The 18,217-nt window shown below is 53.5% G+C and carries 18 protein-coding genes and 1 tRNA gene; 7 read left to right on the forward strand and 12 right to left on the reverse strand.

Annotated elements, in window-relative coordinates:
* Window positions 1-14 precede the first annotated feature (14 nt).
* From zwf to glk, 3 genes are read left to right on the forward strand one after another with little or no spacing between them, the layout of a single operon-like run.
* On the forward strand, window positions 15-1,493 hold the full coding sequence (gene zwf, locus GH984_RS01490) for a glucose-6-phosphate dehydrogenase (protein WP_369691886.1): 1,479 nt from the start codon (window positions 15-17) through the stop codon (window positions 1,491-1,493).
* Entirely contained in the window at window positions 1,493-2,206 is a 714-nt protein-coding gene (pgl, locus tag GH984_RS01495) for a 6-phosphogluconolactonase (protein WP_253939097.1), read from the forward strand. Before zwf ends, pgl begins: the two co-directional genes overlap by 1 nt.
* A complete protein-coding gene (gene glk, locus GH984_RS01500; RefSeq protein ID WP_153718439.1) occupies window positions 2,187-3,167 on the forward strand; it encodes a glucokinase in 981 nt (326 codons plus the stop codon). Before pgl ends, glk begins: the two co-directional genes overlap by 20 nt.
* Here glk and GH984_RS01505 read toward each other — a convergent pair.
* Window positions 3,126-3,824: a type 1 glutamine amidotransferase gene (locus tag GH984_RS01505; protein WP_153718440.1), complete on the reverse strand. Its 699-nt coding sequence runs from the start codon at window positions 3,822-3,824 to the stop codon at window positions 3,126-3,128. The two genes, glk and GH984_RS01505, sit on opposite strands and share 42 nt — an antisense overlap.
* Before the next feature lie 4 nt (window positions 3,825-3,828).
* Complete coding sequence (locus tag GH984_RS01510; protein ID WP_153718441.1) at window positions 3,829-4,194, reverse strand: hypothetical protein; 366 nt, start codon at window positions 4,192-4,194, stop codon at window positions 3,829-3,831.
* Window positions 4,195-4,342: 148 nt separating this feature from the next.
* On the opposite strand from GH984_RS01510, the gene GH984_RS01515 reads away from it, so the two are divergent.
* Entirely contained in the window at window positions 4,343-5,281 is a 939-nt protein-coding gene (locus GH984_RS01515; RefSeq protein WP_153718442.1) for an AEC family transporter, read from the forward strand.
* Here GH984_RS01515 and GH984_RS01520 read toward each other — a convergent pair.
* Window positions 5,259-6,164: a histone deacetylase family protein gene (locus GH984_RS01520; RefSeq protein ID WP_153718443.1), complete on the reverse strand. Its 906-nt coding sequence runs from the start codon at window positions 6,162-6,164 to the stop codon at window positions 5,259-5,261. The genes GH984_RS01515 and GH984_RS01520 overlap by 23 nt on opposite strands.
* An 89-nt stretch (window positions 6,165-6,253) precedes the next feature.
* Between GH984_RS01520 and GH984_RS01525 the strand changes: the two genes are divergently transcribed.
* Genes GH984_RS01525 through GH984_RS01535 form a run of 3 tightly spaced genes read left to right on the forward strand, consistent with a single transcriptional unit; the run spans window position 6,254 to window position 10,807 of the window.
* The gene (locus GH984_RS01525; protein ID WP_153718444.1) at window positions 6,254-7,414 is read left to right on the forward strand and encodes an efflux RND transporter periplasmic adaptor subunit; all 1,161 of its coding nucleotides are present in this window, start codon (window positions 6,254-6,256) and stop codon (window positions 7,412-7,414) included.
* The gene (locus GH984_RS01530) at window positions 7,407-10,496 is read left to right on the forward strand and encodes an efflux RND transporter permease subunit (protein ID WP_153718445.1); all 3,090 of its coding nucleotides are present in this window, start codon (window positions 7,407-7,409) and stop codon (window positions 10,494-10,496) included. The genes GH984_RS01525 and GH984_RS01530 overlap by 8 nt, the downstream gene beginning before the upstream one ends.
* Window positions 10,493-10,807 (forward strand): potassium channel family protein, encoded by a 315-nt coding sequence (locus GH984_RS01535; RefSeq protein WP_216643604.1) that lies wholly within the window; start codon window positions 10,493-10,495, stop codon window positions 10,805-10,807. Before GH984_RS01530 ends, GH984_RS01535 begins: the two co-directional genes overlap by 4 nt.
* A gap of 1 nt (window position 10,808) precedes the next feature.
* On the opposite strand, the gene GH984_RS01540 is transcribed toward GH984_RS01535, so the two are convergent.
* From GH984_RS01540 to thrS, 9 genes are all read right to left on the reverse strand, one after another.
* Window positions 10,809-10,885, reverse strand: a tRNA-Pro gene (locus GH984_RS01540).
* A 43-nt stretch (window positions 10,886-10,928) separates the two neighbouring features.
* Entirely contained in the window at window positions 10,929-11,285 is a 357-nt protein-coding gene (locus tag GH984_RS01545; protein ID WP_153718446.1) for a MerR family transcriptional regulator, read from the reverse strand.
* The gene (gene ihfA / locus GH984_RS01550) at window positions 11,266-11,565 is read right to left on the reverse strand and encodes an integration host factor subunit alpha (RefSeq protein WP_153718447.1); all 300 of its coding nucleotides are present in this window, start codon (window positions 11,563-11,565) and stop codon (window positions 11,266-11,268) included. The genes GH984_RS01545 and ihfA overlap by 20 nt, the downstream gene beginning before the upstream one ends.
* A 6-nt stretch (window positions 11,566-11,571) precedes the next feature.
* Window positions 11,572-13,950, reverse strand: a complete 2,379-nt coding sequence (gene pheT, locus GH984_RS01555; RefSeq protein WP_153718448.1) for a phenylalanine--tRNA ligase subunit beta — start codon at window positions 13,948-13,950, stop codon at window positions 11,572-11,574.
* A 9-nt stretch (window positions 13,951-13,959) separates the two neighbouring features.
* The gene (gene pheS / locus GH984_RS01560) at window positions 13,960-14,979 is read right to left on the reverse strand and encodes a phenylalanine--tRNA ligase subunit alpha (protein WP_153718449.1); all 1,020 of its coding nucleotides are present in this window, start codon (window positions 14,977-14,979) and stop codon (window positions 13,960-13,962) included.
* A 71-nt stretch (window positions 14,980-15,050) separates the two neighbouring features.
* The gene (rplT, locus tag GH984_RS01565) at window positions 15,051-15,410 is read right to left on the reverse strand and encodes a 50S ribosomal protein L20 (protein WP_153718450.1); all 360 of its coding nucleotides are present in this window, start codon (window positions 15,408-15,410) and stop codon (window positions 15,051-15,053) included.
* A 27-nt stretch (window positions 15,411-15,437) separates the two neighbouring features.
* Complete coding sequence (gene rpmI / locus GH984_RS01570; RefSeq protein WP_153718451.1) at window positions 15,438-15,635, reverse strand: 50S ribosomal protein L35; 198 nt, start codon at window positions 15,633-15,635, stop codon at window positions 15,438-15,440.
* Between the two features lie 49 nt (window positions 15,636-15,684).
* The gene (gene infC / locus GH984_RS01575) at window positions 15,685-16,260 is read right to left on the reverse strand and encodes a translation initiation factor IF-3 (protein WP_153718452.1); all 576 of its coding nucleotides are present in this window, start codon (window positions 16,258-16,260) and stop codon (window positions 15,685-15,687) included.
* 23 nt (window positions 16,261-16,283) lie between these two features.
* On the reverse strand, window positions 16,284-18,200 hold the full coding sequence (thrS, locus tag GH984_RS01580) for a threonine--tRNA ligase (protein WP_153718453.1): 1,917 nt from the start codon (window positions 18,198-18,200) through the stop codon (window positions 16,284-16,286).
* Window positions 18,201-18,217: the final 17 nt, after the last annotated feature.

An 18,217-nucleotide genomic window follows, 5' to 3' on the forward strand; every position in this document is an offset into this window, starting at 1 on the left:
AGAAAAATCACATCGTGTCTGCGCCAGATCCCTTCGATCTTATCCTTTTCGGTGCGACGGGCGACCTTGCCATGCGCAAACTGTTGCCTGCCTTGTTTTTGCGTGACCGCGCGGGCCAATTACCTGCCGAGGGCCGCATTATTGCAACGGGGCGAACACCACAGAGCCGCGATGAGTTTCTTGAACGTATTCATACCCGCTTTAGTGAGCATCGGCGAATTGCAAAACTCGAGCCTGAGGAGTGGCAACGATTCTCCAGTCGTATCGATTTTGTGCCCGTTGACGCTGAAGACCCTGATAGCTTTGTTGCACTGGGAAAAACACTCAACAATGGCTCCCCAACAGCCACCGCCAAGCGTACCCGCGTCTTTTATTTGGCGGTGGCGCCAGGGCATTTTGTTCCTCTATGCGAGCAACTTAATCAGGCGGGCCTTGTCACCCCAAACGCTCGTGTCGTCTTAGAAAAGCCTCTGGGGCAAAATCTTGCTTCTGCCCAAGAAATCAGCGAACGCATTGGCGCAATTTTTGCTGAGGATGCGATTTATCGAATCGATCATTACTTAGGCAAAGAAGCCGTGCAAAACCTGATTGCTCTGCGGTTTGGCAACATGCTCTTTGAGCCGCTGTGGCGCCGTGATTGGATAAAGGATGTACAAATCACCGTGGCCGAGCAAATTGGTGTTGATGGCCGGGCGGCATTTTATGATCGCACCGGTGCACTGCGCGACATGGTGCAAAACCACCTACTTCAGTTGCTGTGCATTATCGCCATGGAACCGCCAACCAGTATCGAAGCCGATGCTGTTCGCGATGAAAAACTCAAGGTACTCCGTGCCCTGCGCCCGCTGGAAGGTCAGCAGGCGTTGCGTCATACAGTGCGCGGCCAGTACCGTGCCGGCGCTATCGAAGGCAAACCCGTTGTGGGTTATCAGGACGAAGAAGGCGTTGCACCGAGCAGTCAGACAGAAACATTCCTTGCGTTACGAGCCGAAGTAGCCAATTGGCGATGGGCAGGCGTGCCATTTTATCTGCGAACCGGCAAGCGGCTGCAGGAGCGTAGTGCGGAAATCGTCATCAACTTTCATGATGTTCCGCATTCGATCTTTCATGTCACCTACGGGGCCGGGCATCCAAATCGTCTGGTGATTCGATTACAACCCGATGAGGGCGTCCGCCTCCATTTAATGGCCAAAACGCCTGGGGATCGAATGCGCCTGCGCCCGGTATCCCTTAATTTGGACTTCTCTGAAACCTTCCGTGATGCACAGGAAGACGCCTATGAGCGATTACTCATGGATGTTTTACGCGGACGGCTCACATTGTTTATGCGTCGCGACGAGCTTTATGCAGCCTGGCAGTGGATCGACCCGATTATTGCAGCGTGGGAAGAAGCCGGAGATGCGCCCAAGCCCTACACAGCTGGCACTTGGGGCCCCGCCGCTTCCAGCGCCCTGCTTGGCCGCGACGATGCAAGCTGGCAAGAGGAATCGTGATGCATGCCAGAAACACCCTTGAATCGGCATTGTGTTTCTCAGATCCCGCACAAACTGTAGACGCCGTTACTGAGCGAATTGGCAACATTATTCGGTTTTCAGTCAAAGCCCGAGGGCGAGCAAGCCTGTTACTGCCAGGTGGGCGCACGCCGGTCGCCGTCTTTCATGCACTCCGCGCGCTAGATCTACCCTGGGATCAGGTGTATATCAGCCTGACCGATGAGCGACGTTGCCCACCCGATAGCCCGCACAGTAATGCGCGTCTCGTGCGGGAGGAATTATTGGTCGGTAATGCCGCGGCCGCCCATTTTTATCCGCTTCATCGACAAGGTGTTGATGAGCGTGCCGACGAAGCCGTGTGCAGTGCTGCCTTAGGGATGTTGCCAAGGCCCTATGACGCGGTCATGCTCGGTATGGGAACCGATGGACATATTGCTTCTCTTTTCCCTGGCGCCCAGGGGTTGCAGAAATTACTCGACCCGCAAACAGAAGCCCGCTGCGCCACCACCACCGCGCCCTCTGTGCCACATGAGCGGCTTACGCTGACCCTCGCCACATTACTGCATAGTCGTTGGATCGGCCTGCATGTTACCGGGCAAGAAAAATGGCAAACGCTGCAGGCCGCGATTGAGTCGGAAGATGAAATGACTTACCCCGTTCTTGGGTTGCTCAACCAACGACAGGTACCCGTACATGTCTACTGGTCACCCTAAAAAAACACGGCTGATTGCCGATATTGGTGGAACCCACACCCGCATTGCGGTGGTCTACCCGCCCTGCACCGAGCCCCTTGCACAATGGAGCTTTGTCACGGCTGATTTCCATGATTTAGTGACTCCCTTACGCGTGGCGCTTAATGAATGGTCGGGCTCTTATCCAGATGAGGCGATCTGCGCTGTAGCCAGTCCATTACTCACGGATCAAGTCTCACTTACCAATGTGGGGTGGTCATTTTCTATTTCAGAAACCCAAGCCGCGTTAGGTTTGGAAAAACTTGAGCTAGTGAACGACTGGGTCGCCCAAGCGCTGGCCATTCCCCATTTAAACGCTAACCAATGCCAAGCCCTATACGCCGGCGCTTTAGTTACAGACGCACCCCGATTAGTCATGGGCCCAGGTACCGGATTGGGGAGTGCAGCGCTTATCCCTTGGAACCAACAATGGCAAGCGCTGGCCTGTGAGGGCGGGCATATGAGCTTTGCGCCAACCACACACCGCGAATCTGAAATAGTTGCACATATTCACCATCAATATGGTCATTGCAGTGCCGAGCGCGTGGCATCCGGCATTGGTATTGCCACCGTTTACGCCAGTATCTGTGCGCTTGATGGCATAGAGCCAATTAGCGATAGCCCAGAGGTGATTTCAACTGCCGCTGCAGACGGAAACCCGCAGGCAACGGAAACCTTTGATCTGTTTAACGCGGCACTTGGGTCAGTAGCTGGCGACTTAGCCCTCGCGCTGGGCGCGCGCGGTGGCGTGTATTTGGGCGGTGGGCTCATTCCAGCGCTGGGGTCGCTATTTGACCCTGCGCGTTTTTATGCCCGATTTATTGCTAAAGGACGATTTGAACGCTATTTGGCTGAAATACCAATCTGGCAGGTTTTACCCACAGATGCGGCGCTTATCGGCTTAGCCGCAAAGCCACTGCCGAATGGCCTTTCTGACCGCTAGAGAATGATCAGTGTTTGGTAACCCCGCAATGGCTTGGTCAACAAGCGCATCACCCGCTTTCGGTCGCACCTGCTCCATCAGATCGATAAAGAATTCACGATCAAACTCGGGATGCCCTTGAATCGTTAAGACCTTGTTTCGCGTGCTGGCATACCATGGCACTTTGGCGCTGCTTGCCAGGCACGTAAACCCAGGAGCAGGCTCTACCACTTGATCTTGATGAACCGCTAAAAGCTGCAATGGCTCTCCGGCTTGCAGCCCTGCGAACGGTGCCTCACAGCTCACCGGATAACTGCCCAGCTGCCAGCCCGTTTCAGCACGTGCTGTTTTACCACCGAGCGCCGCATGAATGAGCTGATGACCAAAACACACGCCTACAAGCGGCTGCATGGCAGCATCGATCTGAGACACAAAATCCATAAGGCGAACCACCCACTCAGGTGCCTCATGCACGCTAGCCCGCGACCCGGTAACCATCCAGCCATCCATCTCAAGCGGATCTTCAGGCCACTCACCGGCATGAACCCGAAAGCCCCGTGTGCTCAACCCTTCCTCAGGATCATCAAGCAGGCGTTCGAAAAGCCTAAAGTAAGTTTCCCATTGCGGCACTAATGCCTCATGGAGATCGTCGCAGAGCAGTACACCAATTTGCTTCATCCCACTAGGATGCCACTCCGCTAACGCTTGCGCGAGTGCGCCGCGGCCACCAGCGGCCCATGAAAGGCCTTTTTGGAGCAACCGGCTGTGTAGGCATGGGACTCGGAGGCGGCGCCATGGCTGCGCGCATTTCGCGGTGCAAATAATGCGAAAAGGGGCCTTGGCTGCCCAGTCGTTCAATAAAACTCAATAGCGCATCGCGCAAGCAGTTGCGGTGGAACGATTGCTCTACCGACAGACCCAGCTCAGCCAACTCTGCATCCATACGCCCACCCGCACCGTAAGCACGAATAAACCGCTCCAAATGCTCTATTTGGTTATCAACCTGCCAATTTAGGGCGTCGCTGACCTGAAAAAACTGCTCTTGCACCGATGCCTCCGCTTATTCGTGTGAGTGTCTGAAAGTGCGGCGATTGTGGCGCCGCACCATTCACAAAACAAGTGACATTTATGCACGATGTCGGTGCCTGAAAGGCACAAGTCGCAACCTCACCGTTGAGCCTGTAAAATCCACGCGCATGCAAGCCGTTATTAACCTCGCGCTGCCCTTTTTTGCGCTCATTTTTACAGGCTTTTTAGCTGCACGCGGGGGGCTGCTCGGCACGACTACGGTGTCGGGCTTAAATGCTTTCGTTTTTTACTTTGCGCTCCCGGCCCTTTTGCTGATTAAAACACTCGAAGCCCCCACCCCAACCGGCGCAGTCGGCGCATTTATGGTGAGCTACTACCTACCGAGCATGGTGGTGTTTGGCATTGCCGTTTGGATTGGCATTCGGGCCTTTAAACTACGGTTAGCCGATGCATCTATCCAGGGCCTAGGCACCGTTTTCTCAAATGTTGGCTTTATTGGCCTCCCTTTAACTATCCTGCTTTACGGCAGCGAGGCCGCGCTCCCGGCGGTGCTTATTGTGATGGGTGACACCATCATCATGCTTGGACTAGCCACCGCACTTGTTGAAGCTGACTTGGGTGGCGGGCGTAAAGGCTTAGCTTTCATTGGGCAGATTCTCAGCGGAATCATTCGTAACCCCATTGTTACCGCCGGCCTGATTGGGGTAGCGCTTAACCTGCTTGGATTCTCTTTGCCGGCGCCAGTTTTAAATTATGGCAATCTTCTGGCTAATGCTGCCGGCCCCTGCGCGCTCTTTGCATTGGGTGCAACGCTTGCGGGCCGGCCAATTCGTGAAGGTGCTGGAGAGACGGCCTACCTGCTCATGATGAAGCTGTTTATCCACCCCGCGCTGGTTGCTTTGCTGGCCCTGTGGGTATTCGATCTACCGCCAGTGTGGGCAGCCGTTGCCGTGCTGCAGGCGGCGCTCCCGATCGCTGCTAACGTCTATGTGCTCGCACAGCGTTATCAGCGTCGGCCTGAGGCTATTTCAACGGCCATCTTTTTTTCTACGGCACTGGGTGTGATTACGATTTCCGTGTTGATCAGCTGGCTTTACCAAGCGTAAGGGCTGCCTCAAAAAAAAAGGCATGTCGCGCCGCTAACTGTTCAACATTCCGATCGTAGCCGCCGCCAATTACCCCCACCAGCGGGATTCCTGCTTGGCGAACGGTTTGTAGCACCCATTGATCACGCGCAAAGACACCCGAATCCGTTAACCGAAAATGCCCCAGCCGATCATCGGCATGGACATCTACGCCGGCATCGTAAATCACCAAATCTGGGGATACGCGGGAAATTAGTGGAGGAACCACAGCAGACAGCGTTTCAAGGTAGGTAGCGTCATCCGCACCACTTTCAAGCGCAATATCGCAATCGCTAACTGCCTTATTAGCCGGAAAATTACGGGCTGCATGCACAGATAAGGTAAATACACGCGGTTCATCAGCAAAGATTCGGGCTGTCCCATCCCCTTGGTGCACATCCAAATCAATAATCAAGACCCGCTTAACCGATCCCTCATTAAGCAGCGTCGTTGCGGTTACAGCCAGATCATTAATCAAACAATACCCACTAGCAAAATCGGCATGCGCATGGTGTGTACCACCCGCCGAATTCAAAGCTAAGCCCTTAGCAAGCGCGACTCGCGCCGCCAGCAATGTACCCGCCGTCTCTAGCCGAACGCGGCGCACAAGCGCTGGTGACCATGGGAAACCGCTGCGGCGTTGCGCATCACGTGTCAGCGCGCCCTCGAACAAGGCCTGCAAATAACTTGAAGAGTGCACTTGAGCAAGCTGCTCGAAGCTGATTTCTTCAGGCTCATGCCACTGGAGATGGTTATTAAACCGCAGCAAATGCTCGCGCAGCACCGCAAATTTTTGCATCGGAAAGGGATGCTGCTGCGGCAGATCAAAAGTGTAATCAGGATGATGAATAACTGGTAGCGACATCACAAAAATATACCCGGTATCCGGGTTCCTGTTCTCGGTATTACCCGGCATCCTATTTCATATCACTTTATTAACCGAGTCTTGGGCGAATGAAAGCGGCAATTCCGGCACTTATCCTAGGCGTGATCTTTTTGTTGTTCGGGTGCGGAAAAGAGGAGGAAGTTACTCCCCCTCCGCCCGTTGGCGCTGGCGTTTATGAAATAACAACGAGTGGCATTCAACAACAATGGCGGGTGCTAGGGCGAACCAAAGCAGTCGAATCTGTAGAGATACACGCGCGCGTTGAAGCAGAGGTTGTGGAGGTCTTATTTAATCGTGGCCGTAAAGTTAACGCGGGCGATCCACTTTTTCGTTTAGACAATGAGCAATACGTAGAGCAATTGCGCCGCGCCCAAGCCCAAGTGGATTCTCGCCGCAGTGCACTGACACTCGCACAAACCAATCTCAATCGGGGGCTTGAGCTACAGCCCCGGGGCTATCTTTCGACCGCAGACCTCGACCTGCTGCGCAATAACGCAGAGCAGGCCCAAGCCGCGCTGGCTGATGCAGAAGCGGCCCTTCGTCAAAGCGAGCTCAATTTAGAGCACACCGTGATCAAGACACCTATTTCGGGGCGGGCTGGAAACACGCAAATTACCCAAGGGGACCTTGTGGGACCCAATAGCGGACGGTTGGTCACCGTCATCGCTCCCGATCCGATTCGAGTTGAGTTCCAACTCACCGATCGAGAGTTTGCTGATCTACTGACGTGGCAAAGACGAGATCAGGGCGCGGCAGGTTTTAAAGTTTTTCTTCAATCGGAAGACGAAGAGCGCCACCCTTTCGAGGGGCGCGTTGACTTTATTGATATTGAGATTCAAGAAGGCACAGGAACGGTTACTGCCACAGCAGAGTTTCCAAATCCTGACGAAACCCTCGTTCCGGGCTTCGTCGTCAATCTTATCTTTGAGCGCACCGAAGCCATACAGGGCCTTTTGCTTCCAGAGCAGGCAATACAGCGTAACCAACTCGGGCCATTCGTCATGTGGGTTAATGAGGAAAATGAAAATCAAGTTGAGATTCGCCAAATTAGCCTAGGGGATCGGCACGGTACTTCTTGGGAGATTAAGGAGGGCCTAGTAGCAGGCGATCTTGTTGTTGTGGAGGGATTACAGAAGATTCGATCTGGCGCAAAAATTCAGCCAAGCCTTTATGCCCGAGACCCAGAAACGGGCCTACTTGCTCCCGTCGATTTGATGTCCAATGAGTGAATTCATACTTCGCCGGCCCAAGTTTGCCTTTGTTTTATCAATCCTCATTACTTTGGCGGGATTGCTGGCGCTACAAAACCTCCCCATCAACATGTATCCCGATCTCGCGCCGCCACAGATTCAGGTTCGCGCCACTTACCCGGGGGCGAGTGCAGAGACAGTGGCTGATGCGGTTGTTCGGCCTATAGAAAAACGGCTTAACGGCGTTGAAGGAATGATCTACATCGAGTCATCCGCAACGAGCGATGGTGGCGCTGCTATTACCGTTACGTTTGCGACGGGCACGGATGTAGACATGGCGCAAGTCGAGGTACAAAACCGCGTCAAGCTTGCTGAGCGTGAATTACCTGAACCCGTCAGACGCGAGGGGGTTGTTGTCAGAAAACAGTCCGGCAATATGCTGCTCGGCATCAACTTAGTGTCTGAGCGCCCCGAACTCGATGCTTTGTTCCTTAGCAACTATGCCAGCACCAATTTGGTGGAAACTATCGCTCGTGTACCTGGCGTTGCGGAAGCCACAGTGCTGGGTACTAGCGAATACGCCATGAGGATATGGCTTAACCCAGAGCGGATGAGCCAACTTGGCGTAACAGTGAGTGACATCAACGCGGCAGTGCGCGAACAAAACCAAATCGTAGCCGCGGGGTCTTTAGGCCAAGAACCGGCCCCACCAGACCAAATTTTTACCTTTAATATTCGTAGCGAAGGTCGCTTGAGCGAGGCGGGCGAGTTTGGCAATACTGTCTTAAGAGTGAGCCCCGAAGGCCGCATTATCCGGTTAAAGGACGTTGCACGGATTGAGCTTGGCGCTCGGTCTTACGCGGCTACTGCTAAGCTTAATGGGCAAGACACCGCTTTCCTTGTGATCTATCAATTGCCTGATGCCAATGCATTAGACGTAGCTGAGGCAACTCGCGAGGTTATGCAAACCCTGTCGGGCACATTCCCTGCCGGCTTAAACTACAGCATCATCTTCGATAGTACTGAGTTTATCGACGAATCCATCAAAGAAGTTTTCAAAACGTTATTTGAAGCCGTTGGCTTAGTGGTATTAGTCGTTTTCCTCTTTCTACAAAGCTGGCGGGCAACGCTTATTCCTGCCATTGCTATCCCAGTGTCTTTAATTGGCACATTCGCTTTCATGGCGCTGGTGGGTTATTCGATCAACCTCATTACGCTGTTTGGGCTGGTACTCGCCATTGGTATTGTTGTAGACGATGCCATCATTGTTATAGAAAACGTTGATCGGTTAATTAAAGAAAAAGGCTTAGAAGTTCGAGAAGCCGTTAGACAAGCCATGCAGGAAATCACCGCGCCGGTCATTTCCACCACCCTCGTCCTTCTTGCTGTATTTATCCCCGTTTCATTTTTACCGGGCATTACGGGCGAGCTTTTTCGACAGTTTGCCGTCACTATCTGTTTTTCCGTTGTCATTTCCTCTGTATGCGCGCTAACCCTCTCCCCCGCGCTAAGCGCAAGCCTGTTGCGCAAAGACGACGCTCCAATGGGGGCTCTGCGTTGGGTTGAGCTTGGTCTGCAGCGGCTCACAGCAGGCTATAGCTGGATTATCCATCGCGCCCTTAAACGAACGCTTCTGTTAGGTAGTGCTTTCTTGGCGCTTATCGCACTGTTAGGTTATTTAGCGCTCATCACGCCAACCGGTTTTGTCCCAGAAGAAGACCAAGGTTTTCTTTTTATTGACGTCCAACTGCCAGATGCGGCCTCGGGCAACCGAACCGCACGGGTAATGGATGACATTACGAACCTCGTTTTAGAAGACCCCGCCGTCAGCGATATTATTAGCGTTAGTGGCTACTCCCTCCTGAGCGGCAGTGGCACGAATACCGGCCTTGGTGTTGTTGTTCTTAAAGATTGGGCTGAGCGCGAAGCCAGCGAATTGCAACCGGCTGCAACGGTGCAAAGACTCAACAATCAACTCGGCACCATCGCCGCGGCAAGAATAATGACCTTCAATGTGCCAGCAATTCCCGGTTTAGGGGTAACGGCAGGCTTTGACCTTAGGCTTCTGGAAAGCAGTGGGCTGAGTACCGCAGAGCTTGCGACGCTTGCCGATCAAATCGTCTTCGCTGCGAACGAGCAAGACGAGGTTACCCGTGTTCGGCATAACTTGCGGGCCAATGTGCCCATGTTCGACCTTACGGTTCAGCGCGACAAGGCCCAATTACTCGGTGTCGATTTTGGGGATGTCTTTCTTACCCTACAAACCCAGCTAGGCGGTACTTACGTTAACGACTTCAGCCAGTTCGGTCGTACTTACCGTGTCATGCTTGAGTCCGAAACTGAATACCGGATGCGACCGGAAGATTTACGCTACTTCCAGGTTCGAAACGACCGTGGAGAAATGGTGCCGTTGGCGGGCATTGCTGAGCTAACGCCGTCGCAGGGGGCTACTCGTATCGAGGGTTTTAACCTCTCCCGAAGTGTCACCATTAATGGCGAGCCAGCAGCCAATTCATCGACCATTGAAAGTGTTGCCGCCATGGAAAGCTTGATGGCAGACCTACCCGATGGCGTTTCTTATGAGTGGGCGGGGCAAACCCTTCAAGAGCTCGAAGCAGGCAACCTGATCGTTATTTTGTTTGTGCTGGCCATTGTTGCTGTGTATCTCTTCCTAGTTGCCCTGTACGAGAGCTGGGCCCTGCCAATTGCGGTTCTACTTGCGGTGCCACTCGCCTTTTTAGGCTCGTTCACGGCATTTCAATTGACGGGGCAATTACTCGATATTTATGCGCAAATTGGATTAGTCCTGCTCGTTGCTATGGCCGCCAAAACAGCAATCCTCATTGTTGAGTTCGCCTCCCAACTTCGCAGCGAAGGCAAGGAGATCCTTGAGGCAGCAACAATCGCTGCTATCCAGCGCTTCCGTGCCGTTTTAATGACTGGATTTTCATTCATGCTCGGCGTAGTGCCCTTAGTGCTTGCTACAGGCGCAGGCGCGGGAAGTCGAGTCAGTTTGGGTGTGACCGTTTTATACGGCACGATGGCTACTGTGGTTCTCGTTACTCTAATGACACCAGCGTTTTATGTGGTTATTCAAAAAGCGCGGGAGCGATTTGCGTGAGCCAGCCGATTAGGGGGTTTTTTCGTAGCCTGCACCATGCGTTGGCCGACCGTTCGGTCCAGCGCTTACTAATTCTTGCCTTTTCAATCATTGGGGCAGCCGCGCTGTTTTATTCTGTAGTTGAAGGCTGGCCCTACCTCGATGCGCTGTACTTTTCAGTGATGACGATAGCCACCGTTGGTTATGGCGATTTAGCACCGGTCACCACCATTGGAAGGCTTTTTACGATTGTTTATGTGCTGATTGGACTGGGCATTTTTATTGCCGCGGCAAGTGCATTAGCCGCCGCAATATTATCGCAAAATGAATAATTGGTCGGGGTGAGAGGATTCGAACCTCCGACCACCTGCACCCCATGCAGGTGCGCTACCAGGCTGCGCTACACCCCGACGAAGGGTCGAAAGAATACACCAGGCGACTGCATTGCGCCAATCACCGTTTCAGTAATGCGTAGATCTCTTCAAGCTCTGTGCGTAACTGCCTAACAAGCTGCTGGCTTTGATTGGCATCATCGCGGGCTTCCTCACCAGAAAGCTGCTGCCGAGCGCCTCCAATCGTGAACCCCTGCTGATACAGCAAACTACGAATTTGACGAATTAGCAGAACATCAGCGCGCTGATAATAACGTCGATTACCGCGGCGCTTTACCGGATTAAGCTGAGCAAACTCTTGCTCCCAGTACCGCAGCACATGGGATTTGACTTGGCAAAGATCGCTAACCTCGCCAATCGTAAAATAACGCTTGGCAGGAATGGGTGGGAGTTCGTTATTAGCGCTTGCGTCCAGCATACGCTTCTACCCTCGATTTGAGCTTTTGCCCCGGTTTAAATGTGACCACGCGACGAGCGGAAATGGGGATTTCCTCTCCCGTCTTTGGGTTTCTGCCTGGCCGTTCATTTTTATCTCGCAAGTCAAAATTACCGAAACCAGAAAGTTTGACCGGCGTATTGCTTTCTAACGCGAGCCGAATCTCTTCAAAAAAACTCTCAACAAGATCTTTAGCTTCACGCTTGTTGAGGCCCACCTCATCATGCAGCCGCTCTGCCATTTCTGCTTTTGTTAATGCCATCTGACGTTACTCCCTGAGCTCGGCACCGAGATCATTCGCCAGTTCCTCAACAACACGCTGCTGAATGGCCTCAACCTGATCATCGGTAAGGGTGCAGGAATAATCCTGCAGGATCAATCCTAGCGCAAGACTCTTTTTATCAACCCCTAGGCGATCACCCCGATAAACATCGAATATTTTCACCGCTTGTAAAGCTGGTCCTGCAGACCGGCGCACTAAATCAATCACCGCCTGCGCGCTGACAGTCTCATCTACCACGATGGCTAAGTCACGCCGAATTGCTGGATATCGCGATAAAGCCGCAAAGCTCGGCAAAGCCCGTTCTGAGAAGACCGATTGATCAATCTCAAATACAAAAACAGGCCCTACCAAATCAAGCGTGCGCACGACGCCCGGATGCAACGCGCCCACCCACCCGATGTTCTTCCCACCAAACTGAATAGCCGCGCTCTGACCGGGGTGCAAGGCCGCATGTTCCTGCGCCACATATTGAATACCAGTGTTTGATTGAGCCAGTGCCAGCAGCGCTTCAACATCGCCTTTAATATCGAAGAAATCAAGTGGCCGTGCAGCGGCCGCCCAATCATCCTCAACTGCCGCTCCAGCGACGAGCCCAGCGATGACGGGCTGCTGCTCAAGCGCCTCAAGTTGCCCACGGAAACGCAGCCCCGTCTCAAACAACTTCAAACTACGCATTTGGCGGTTTTGGTTGTGTACTGCTGCCCTCACCAACCCAGGCCACAAAGAGCTGCGCATGACGCTTAAATCGCTGGATAACGGGTTCGCTAGCGCTAGAGGCGTCTGCTCGGGGTCTAACTGTTGCTGGAGTGATTCGGGCACAAAGCTGTAGCTGATTACCTCGTAATAACCACGATCGACAAGCAGGTCTCTTTGACGCTCAAGCGTGACCCGGCGCTCCGAATGCGCAGGGATGCTTGCTGGCGCACTGGCACGACGTATGGGTAGCCGATCGTAGCCATAAACACGTGCGACTTCCTCAATCAGATCCACCTCGCGGCTAATATCAAACCGCCAGCCGGGTACTTTGATCTGCCATGGCGTTTGGGTTGCGTTCACCTCTAGCCCTAACCGGGTCAGGATCTGCTCAATCTCCGCCTCATTTATTTGGCTACCGAGTAGTTCATTAACCCGATCTGGCCGAAGGGTAACCAGGACCGGTGCCGGACGCGCGGCTGATGCCTGCTCATCAACCACGGGGCCAGGCTGACCGCCTGCAAGATCAATAAGCAGCTGAGTGGCTCTTTCTATTGCGATACGGCATAACGCGGGCTCAACCCCGCGCTCAAACCGGTGTGAGGCGTCGGTATGCAGATTGTACTGCCTTGCTCGCCCAGCAAGTGCGCGAGGCGCAAAAAACGCCGACTCCAAAAATAAATCAACGGTTTCATCCTCAACGGCAGAATCGTTCCCACCCATCACCCCGGCTAGCGCCAATGGGCGGGAATGATCCGCAATGAGTAGCGTATCTGACGATAGCTCAACCGTATCGCCATTAAGCAAAACGAGTTTCTCACCATCGCTCGCCCGCCGTACCCGAATGCCCTGATCAATTTTATTTAGATCAAAGGCATGCAGCGGCTGACCGAGCTCGAGCATGACGTAATTGGTGATATCGACAGCAAGACTAAGTGGTCGTACGCCGGCCCGCCGCAGTCGCTCCTGCATCCAAATGGGGGTTTGCGCGTGCGTGTTGACGCCTTTAATGACTCGGCCGCAGTAACGCGGGCAATCTTCGGGGGCCTCGAGTGAAATCGGCAACTGGTCAGTAATCGTCGCGGCCACATCTTTAATGGGTTTGGCGCTAAGGGAGCCTTGCGTTAACGCGGCAACCTCGCGCGCAATGCCTGCCATACCAAGGCAATCACTTCGGTTTGGGGTGAGCTCCACCTCAATAACGGTGTCATCCAACCCTAACCAGTCACGCAAAGACTGGCCAACAGGGGCATCCTCAGGCAACGCCCACAGCCCCGCCGCCTCATCATTTACACCCAGCTCACGCCCCGAGCAAAGCATGCCCTCAGAGGCCACACCCCGCAGCTTGGCGGCCTTGATCTTAAAATCCCCCGGCAGCACCGCGCCAATCTGTGCAAACGGGGCTTTTAAGCCCACGGCCGCATTGGGCGCACCACACACCACTGATTTTAAGGTGTCGCTACCATCATTAACCTGACAGACACGCAGCCGATCGGCATTGGGATGCGGCTCACACGCAACCACTTCTCCCACCACAACCTGGCTGAAATCTGGCGCTGCTGGCTCGATAGCATCCACCTCAAGCCCAGCCATTGTCAGCCGATGCGCCAGCGCGCTGGCATCATCATCAAACGCCACCCATTCCCGTAACCAGTGCTCGCTAATTCTCATCTCACGCTCCTAGCGAAACTGGCGCAAAAAGCGCAAATCATTTTCAAAGAAAATTCGCAGATCGTTTACGCCATAACGCAGCATGGCAAGCCGCTCTACCCCCATCCCAAAGGCATAACCGGTATAACGCTCTGAGTCGATTCCGGCAGATTCAAACACCGCCGGATGCACCATTCCGCAACCCAATATCTCAAGCCACCCGGTATGACTGCAGACTCGGCAGCCATCGCCATGACAGAACATACAACCCACATCCACTTCGGCCGAGGGCTCGGTAAATGGGAAATACGAAGGCCGAAATCGAACCGCAAGATCTTCTTCAAAAAACTCGCGAACAAACTCGTTCAGCACGCCTTTAAGATCGGCAAATGTCACCCCCTCATCAACCAAAAGGCCTTCAACTTGGTGAAACATAGGGGTATGCGTTAGATCTGAATCGCAGCGATACACCCGCCCGGGGGCAATCACGCGCACCGGCGCACCATTGGTCTCCATCACGCGGATTTGAACGGGCGAGGTGTGAGTTCTTAACAGGTGACGAGCGTCAAAATAAAACGTGTCATGCATCGCCCGCGCGGGATGCTCAGGCGGAATATTAAGTGCCTCAAAATTATGGTAATCGTCTTCAACCTCGGGGCCCTCTGCAACCTGAAACCCGATACCAGCAAACATCGACTCTATGCGAGATAAGGTTCGGGTGATGGGATGCAGGCCGCCAGATTGAGAACCGCGCCCAGGCAAAGTGACATCTAGTTTTTCTGCAGCTAGCGCGCGATCAAGCGCAACACGCTCAAGCGCCGTGCGCCGCGTATCAATAGCAGCAGAAACTTGCGCTTTTGCCACATTAATGGCCTGCCCTGCCTCGCGGCGGTCAGCGGCCGGCAAGCTCCCGAGCGCTTTGAGCTGCTCGGTCAGTAAGCCCTTCTTGCCAAGATAGCTCACCCGCACGGCATCTAGTGCGGCGATATCTTCTGCTGCTTCAACTTCAGCACAGGCCTTGGCAGTCAGTTGTTCAAGATTATTGTTCATGGACATGTCCGTTATCGACAAAAAAAGGGGAAGGACAACGGCCTTCCCCTTTGGCCTAGGCTCCCCAGGCGTTACTGTGCCAGCGCTGCTTGCGCCTTTTCAGCCAGTGCGGTAAAGCCAACACTGTCGTGAACCGCCATATCGGCGAGCACTTTACGGTCAACCTCGATTTCAGCGAGTTTCAGACCGTTCATCAATCGGCTGTAGGACAGCCCATTTAGCCTTGCAGCCGCGTTAATGCGCTGAATCCATAATGCACGGAATTCACGCTTACGAACGCGGCGATCTCGGTAGGCATACTGGCCGGCCTTAGTGACCGCCTGATTGGCTACTTTAAACGTCTTCCGACGCGCACCGTAGTAGCCTTTTGCCTTGCCGAGGACCTTCTTGTGGCGGCGACGTGCAACCACGCCACGCTTTACTCTTGCCATCTTCAGAATCCTCTAGATTGTTAGGGTTTACAGATAAGGCAACATCCGACGAATGGCCGGTGTGTCTTGCTCTGATACCAGTGTGGTGGCCCGTAGCCTTGCCTTACGCTTTGAATCCTTTTTAGTCAGAATATGATTAGCAAAGGCACGCGAACGCTTAAACTTGCCACTGGCAGTTTTGCGAAAGCGCTTAGCAGCACCACGATTGGTTTTGATCTTCGGCATTAACCGATTCTCCACTGCCTGTAAAAAAAAGAGCCCCTTAAGGAACCCACTAACGACCCTTTCGGGGCGACATCATCATGACCATCATCCGACCCTCTACTTTCGGCCGTTGATCAACCGCAGCATGGTCTTCAAGGTCTTTCTCTATGCGCTCGAGTAACTCGAGCCCCAATTCCTGATGGGCCATTTCTCGCCCCCGGAATCGCATGGTGACTTTAATTTTGTCACCTTCCTCCAAAAACCGTTTCAGGCTGCGAAGTTTAACTTCGTAATCGCCTGAATCCGTTCCTGGTCGAAACTTCACTTCTTTGACTTGGATTTGTTTTTGCTTCTTCTTAGCAGCTTGCTGCTTTTTAGACTGCTCAAACTTCCACTTGCCAAAATCCATGATCCGACAAACCGGCGGATCTGCATTGGGATCAAGCTCAACTAAATCTAGCTGTGCGGTTACCGCACGCTCGATGGCGTTGTCGGTGGGTACAATCCCCACCTGCTCTCCGTTTTCGTCGATTAGACGTACCTGCGGTACCCCGATATCTTCGTTGATTCGCCGGTTTTCACCAGCCCCGGGTTGCTGACGCCGCGCTCCCGGCTTTCTGCGTATAGCGATGCTATGATCCTCCAACCGAATTCACGTAATCCACAATCTTAATGCTGACGCCCCAGTAGCGCAATATCCGCCTTCAGTTTATCGACTAATTTCTCTAGGCTCATTGCCCCTAAGTCTTCTCCCGTACGGGTACGAACGGCAACTGTTTGGGCCTCACGCTCCTGATCACCCACAACCACCAGGTACGGAATACGCTTCATGGTGTGCTCGCGAATCTTAAACCCAACCTTCTCATTTCTCAGGTCAACCTGTGCGCGCAGGCCCTGCGCGACCAGCTTAGCCTGTATTTCTTGGGCGTAGTCGGCTTGGCGATCTGTAATATTGAGCACCTCCACTTGCGTGGGCGCCAACCAAACTGGCCAATTACCGCCGTAATGCTCGGTGAGTACGCCAATAAACCGCTCAAAAGAGCCAAAAATAGCCCGATGCAGCATGACTGGCACCGCTCTATCGCCAGTCTCAGTAACATATTCCGCCCCCAACCGACCCGGCATCGAGAAATCGACTTGCATCGTGCCGCACTGCCACACCCGATTTAAACAATCCCGCATCGATAACTCAATTTTCGGCCCATAAAATGCGCCCTCACCGGGGTTGACCGTCCACTCCATGCCTTTACCATCAAGCGCCTGCTCTAAGGCCGCCTCGGCTTTATCCCATAAACTATCTTCACCCACCCGCTCTTTGGGTCGGGTGCTCAGCGCCACTGCCACATTATCGAAACCAAAATCGGAGTAGACACTAAAGGCCAAATCCAAAAAGTCTGACACCTCGGCTTGCAGCGCCTCTTCGCTACAGAAAATATGCGCATCGTCTTGCACAAAATTACGCACGCGCATCAACCCATGCAGCGTGCCCGATGGCTCATTACGATGGCAGTTACCAAACTCTGAGAAGCGGATCGGCAGGTCGCGATAGCTCTTTAGCCCTTGGTTATAAACTTGCACATGACAGGGGCAATTCATCGGCTTAACCGCATAATCCCGATTCTCGGACTGCGTGGTAAACATATCCTCTCGGAATTTCTCCCAATGGCCTGACCGCTCCCACAAGCTTCGGTCTACCAGCTCTGGGGTACGAATCTCCTGATACCCGTGCTCCTCTAATCGGCCACGCAAATAATCCTGCAAAACGGTATAAATTCGCCAACCGTTGGGATGCCAGAACACCATACCGGGTGCTTCATCCTGCAAATGGAATAAATCTTGATTGCGTGCGATGCGACGGTGATCGCGTTTTTGCGCCTCTTCAATCAGCGCTAAATAGGCCTTAAGCCCCTTACGATCCGCAAAAGCGGTACCGTAAATCCGCTGGAGCATTTCATTATTGGGGTCTCCCCGCCAATAGGCTCCCGCCAGCTTTGTGAGTTTGACCGCCTTTAAAAACCGGGTATTTGGCACATGCGGCCCAATACACATATCGATATATTCTTGGTGGTAGTAAAGCGCCATCGCCTCTACCTCGGGCATATCTTCAACCAGCTGAACCTTATAATCCTCACCACGCTCACGAAATAGCTGCAGCACCTCGTACCGCGGGGTGATGCGCTTGACGACGTCGTAGTCTTGGTCGATTAGCTCAAGCATGCGCTGCTCGATGCGTTCAAGATCTTCTGGGTGAAACCCGGCATCGTAGCGAATATCGTAGTAAAAGCCGTCTTCAATAACCGGCCCAATCGCCATCTGCGCCTCGGGATACAGCTGTTTAACGGCATGCCCTAACAAATGCGCGCAGGAGTGCCGAATGATATCGACACCATCTGCGTCTTTCGGCGTAATGATTTGCAGCTCAGCATCGTCAGTAATCAGATCACAGGCATCAACCAACTTGCCGTTAACCCGACCGGCCACTGTGGCTTTAGCAAGCCCGGGCCCAATATCGCGCGCTACATCAAGCACAGAAACGGATTCGGCGTAGCCTCTTTGACTGCCGTCTGGAAGAGTAATTTGGGGCATTAAGCGACTCCACAGTG

The organism is Spiribacter salilacus (assembly GCF_009649225.1).
Taxonomy (GTDB): domain Bacteria; phylum Pseudomonadota; class Gammaproteobacteria; order Nitrococcales; family Nitrococcaceae; genus Spiribacter; species Spiribacter salilacus.